5 protein-coding genes and 1 pseudogene are annotated in these 3,805 nt (G+C 72.7%); 3 read left to right on the forward strand and 3 right to left on the reverse strand.

All coding sequences use genetic code 11. The features are described from left to right. Together AB0J09_RS58760 and AB0J09_RS58765 are read left to right on the forward strand one after the other, a co-directional pair. Window positions 1–428, forward strand: a pseudogene (locus AB0J09_RS58760) (alpha/beta hydrolase); the annotation flags it as partial. Window positions 429–481: 53 nt separating this feature from the next. After that, the gene (locus AB0J09_RS58765; RefSeq protein WP_360712030.1) at window positions 482–706 is read left to right on the forward strand and encodes a hypothetical protein; all 225 of its coding nucleotides are present in this window, start codon (window positions 482–484) and stop codon (window positions 704–706) included. Window positions 707–716: 10 nt separating this feature from the next. Here the strand turns inward: AB0J09_RS58765 and AB0J09_RS58770 are convergent, their stop codons facing one another. Next, the gene (locus AB0J09_RS58770) at window positions 717–1,196 is read right to left on the reverse strand and encodes a MarR family winged helix-turn-helix transcriptional regulator (protein WP_360712032.1); all 480 of its coding nucleotides are present in this window, start codon (window positions 1,194–1,196) and stop codon (window positions 717–719) included. Window positions 1,197–1,280: 84 nt separating this feature from the next. On the opposite strand from AB0J09_RS58770, the gene AB0J09_RS58775 reads away from it, so the two are divergent. Further along, the gene (locus AB0J09_RS58775) at window positions 1,281–1,925 is read left to right on the forward strand and encodes an NAD(P)H-dependent oxidoreductase (protein ID WP_360712035.1); all 645 of its coding nucleotides are present in this window, start codon (window positions 1,281–1,283) and stop codon (window positions 1,923–1,925) included. Between the two features lie 261 nt (window positions 1,926–2,186). On the opposite strand, the gene AB0J09_RS58780 is transcribed toward AB0J09_RS58775, so the two are convergent. Together AB0J09_RS58780 and AB0J09_RS58785 are read right to left on the reverse strand one after the other, a co-directional pair. Continuing rightward, window positions 2,187–3,257: a LacI family DNA-binding transcriptional regulator gene (locus AB0J09_RS58780; protein ID WP_360712038.1), complete on the reverse strand. Its 1,071-nt coding sequence runs from the start codon at window positions 3,255–3,257 to the stop codon at window positions 2,187–2,189. A 73-nt stretch (window positions 3,258–3,330) separates the two neighbouring features. After that, window positions 3,331–3,805, reverse strand: a 475-nt coding sequence (locus AB0J09_RS58785; RefSeq protein WP_360712041.1) for a hypothetical protein, incomplete at its 5' end; no start/stop codon positions are given.

The following is a 3,805-nucleotide window of genomic DNA, read 5'->3' on the forward strand; positions in this document are numbered from 1 at the left end:
TCCACCTCTACCTGATGGCCCAGCCGCCCGGCCTGCCCGAGCGGCTGATCGCGGCCGACCCGGACGCCTTCTTCGGCCACTTCCTCGACACCTGGACCGGCGACCCGCAGGCGATCCCCGCCGGCGTCCGCGCCGCGTACATGGAGGCCTGCCGCCACGCGATTCCCTCGATAGTCGCCGACTACCGCGCCTCGGCAGGCGTCGACATCGAGCACGATCAGGCCGACCGGGCCGCGGGAAATCGCCTGCGGATGCCGGTGACGGTGCTCCAGCAGGACTGGGGCGCCGCCCTCGGCTACGACGCGGCGGCGCTGTGGCGGGCCTGGGCGCCCGACGTCCGGCATGGCACCGTCGGCTTCGGCCACTTCATGGCCGAGGAAGCCCCTGCCGACATCGTCAAGGCCCTCCGGGAGCTGCTCGAGCGCTGAAAGTTCACACTCGTGCGACGTGCGCATGGCAAGGAAGCAGCGCGTCGAACCATTTGGCGCGTTGCCGGCACGTCTCGGCGCTCGACTTCGCCGTGAACGGGACCGCCTGCACCGGCAGCACCCCGACGGTGACTCCTGCCGGTGGCACGGGAGCGCTGACCGTCAACCCCTGCCGGCCGCGCTACCTCAACCAGGGCAAGGACCCGAACGCCGGAGGCGACCACGACACGCTGCCGTGGAAGCCGGCGCTGCTCACCCAGGCCAACTGCACCTGCTGAGGCCGCACGCCTAGCAGTCGCCGGAGGGCTCGACGTGCTCGGTGCAGATCACGTTGGCGTTGCTGACCGCCGCCTGGAGCAGCGTGTAGAGGGTCTTGCGCTGGTCGGCGTCGAGCGCGCCGAGCACCTCGTCCTCGACCGCCGCCATCGCGAGCTCGACCTCGGCCAGCCGCCGGGAGCCCGCCTCGGTGAGCTGCACCACGTGGCGGCGGCGGTCTTCGGGAGCGCGGCGGCGCTCGACCAGGTCCTGGGCCTCGAGGTCGTTGAGCAGGCCGACCACGTTGGTGCCGTCCATCGCCAGCATGGTGGCCAGGGACTGCTGGTTGCAGGCGCCGGCGTCGCGCAGCACGGTCAGCGCGACGACGTGGCGGGGCCGCAGGCCGAGCGGGGCCATCACCGACTCGGCGCGCATGCGGATGCGGCGGGAGAGGTGGTCGAGCAGGGGGCCCGAGAGGTGCACCACCTGGTCTGCGGCGGGCGCGGAGGTCATGACGACAGTCTACCGGCTTGGCAGAACCGTCCATGTGGTGGTAATCATTTATGTGCCACAAACGATTTATTGAGGAAGAACGATATGGCACACCTTCTCCACATCGACTCGAGCATCCAGGGCGAGCGCTCGACCAGCCGCAAGCTCACCGCGCAGGCCGCCGAGGTCTGGCGGTCGGCGCACCCGGGCGGCACCGTCACCTACCGCGACCTGGGCCGCGACCCGCTGCCGCACCTCGACGCGGCGGGCGGTCTGGCCCGGCTGGTCCCGGCCGGGCAGCACACCTCCGCCCAGGCCGCCTCCTGGGAGCTGACCGAGCAGCTCGTCAACGAGGTCAAGCAGGCCGACACGATCCTGCTGGGCCTGCCGCTCTACAACTACGCCGCGCCCAGCAGCGTCAAGGCGTGGGTGGATCACCTCATCGCCCCCGGGCTGGCGTTCGACCCCGAGACCAGCGCCGGGCTGCTGGCCGGCAAGGAGTTCATCGTGCTGGCCAGCCGCGGGGGCGGTTACGGTGAGGGCGCCCCACGTGAGGGCTGGGACCACGCCGAGCCGTGGCTTCCCCACGGGCTGTCCATGGTGGGGCTGACGCCGCGGTTCATCACGGCCGAGCTGACGCTGGCCGGGGTGAACCCGGCGATGTCCGATCTGATCCCGCAGGCCGCCGAGAGCCTGGCGGCAGCCCAGCGTGAGATCGACACCCTGTGGCGGGCCAAGGTGCCTGCCTAGGCTCCCGCCAGATGGGAGCGGAGCGTGCCGGCGAGCGGCCCGCGTTTCGTGCACTCGATGAACGCGAAGCAGCTCGCCAGCAGCTCCGCCTCCTGCGGGCTCACGCCCTTGAAGCACCGCCCGAAGTCCTCCACCAGCGGCCCGGCCGGCAGGATGTTGTGAACCAGTCCGCACCTACGACCGGCGCACCGACGGGAACGGGCCGAAGGCAGGGAACTCCTTGTCGAACATCCGCCGCAGAAACACGCCAACCCCCTCCTTCTATCTCTCCTGGCGCAGGGGCGCGGTGCTGCCGCGGACGAGCAGCCGGGGCTGGAAGCGCACGTCGTAGCCGCCGGACTCGCCGTTCATCAGCGCCCACAGTCGCTCCCACGCCTGCTTGCCCAGCTCGTTCTTCGGGATCGACGCCGTCGTCAGCGGCGGCGTGGTGTAGCGGGCGAAGGCGATGTCGTCGAACCCGGTCACGGACACGTCGGCGGGCACCCGCACGCCGAGCTCGTGCAGGCCGGTCAGCGCGCCGGAGGCCACCATGTCGTTGAACGCCACCACCGCGCTCGCCCCGCAGCCGGCCACGGCGCCCGCCGCGGCGTGGCCGTCGTCGAACATCGACCCGCACGCCAGCTCCGTCAGCCGGAAACCGGGCTCCCCGGCCGCGGCGGCGCGCAGCGTGGCCAGCCGCTCGGCGTTGCTCACGCTGCTCTCGGGACCGGCCAGATAGGCCAGGTGGCGGTGGCCCAGAGCGGTGAGGTGGGCCACGATGGCGGCCATGCCGGACGCGTTGTCGACCGTCAGCGACGGTGCGCCCGAGCCGGGCACGTCTCGGTAGACCAGCACGAACGGCGCGAGCCTGGCACGCAGCTCGACCAGCCGCTCGTCGGAGGCGCGGGGCGAGGCCAGTACGAGCCCGTCGGAGTTGCGCCGGGCCTCCAGCGCCAGCACCGTCTCCTCTTCGGGGTCCTCGTTCGACTCGGCCACCAGCAGCCGCCGCCCGGCCTGGCCCGCGGCCTGGCTGAGCCCCCGCAGCACGCCCTGGAACAGCGGGTTGGCCAGATCGGGAACGATCAGCGACACGTTGCCCGTCCGGCCGAGCGCCAGGCTGCGGGCCGCCACGCTCGGCTCGTAGTCCAGCGCCCGCGCGGCCGCCCGCACGCGTTCGGCCAGCTCCGGGTTGACCGTGGTCGAGCCGTTCATCACACGCGACACCGTGGCTCGCGATACCCCGGCCGTCTCGGCCACCCGGCTGATCGTCGCCGGCCCCGCCGGCCGCGGCCCGCGCCTCCCCGGCCGGTGGACCGGCTCCTCCTGATCGGCGTCTCCGGTGCTCGCCCTCATCCGCTCTCCCCGCACGCTCGGGCCCCTCCCTGCATGCACTCATTCAAGCGCCCCCGGCGACAGGCCAAGGCCGCTATGGCGAGGGATGCAGGCCCTCGTGCTCGACCGCCCAGCCCGCCGGGAAACCGGGCGCCGGCGGGCCGCCCTCCCAGCCGGCGGCCATGAGCGCCACCGCCGCCAGCAGGCCGCCGTTGCCCGGCAGGTAGACCGGCAGCGTGTCGGTCTGCCGGTTGTGGCCGTTGGGCAGGTAGGCGTTCTTGGCCACCGGCATGAGCAGCGTCTCGACGGCGGTCTCCGGCTCGCCCAGCCGGGTGGCGGTCATGGCCATCGCCGGGTAGTCCCAGCCCCACGTGGTGTCCCATTTCCAGCTCGCCAGCACGTTCCGGAGCGTCGCCCGCATCGTGGCGGGGTCGATGAGGCGGGTCGGCGGGACGAAGCCGAGCGCGTACAGCATCGACGGGTGGTCGTCGGGCACCGTGTACGGCGGCGCGTCCATGGCCGCGTACACCCCGCCGCGCACCCGCGGACGGCGCATCCCCTCGGCCACC

This window comes from Nonomuraea sp. NPDC049784, assembly GCF_040659615.1.
In the GTDB taxonomy this organism is placed as follows: domain Bacteria; phylum Actinomycetota; class Actinomycetes; order Streptosporangiales; family Streptosporangiaceae; genus Nonomuraea.

Coding starts and splice junctions, on each gene's coding strand:
- AB0J09_RS58775 (WP_360712035.1), top strand. CDS start 1,281: ATGGCACACCTTCTCCACATCGACTCGAGCATCCAGGGCGAGCGCTCG.
- AB0J09_RS58780 (WP_360712038.1), bottom strand. CDS start 3,257: ATGAGGGCGAGCACCGGAGACGCCGATCAGGAGGAGCCGGTCCACCGG.
- AB0J09_RS58770 (WP_360712032.1), bottom strand. CDS start 1,196: ATGACCTCCGCGCCCGCCGCAGACCAGGTGGTGCACCTCTCGGGCCCC.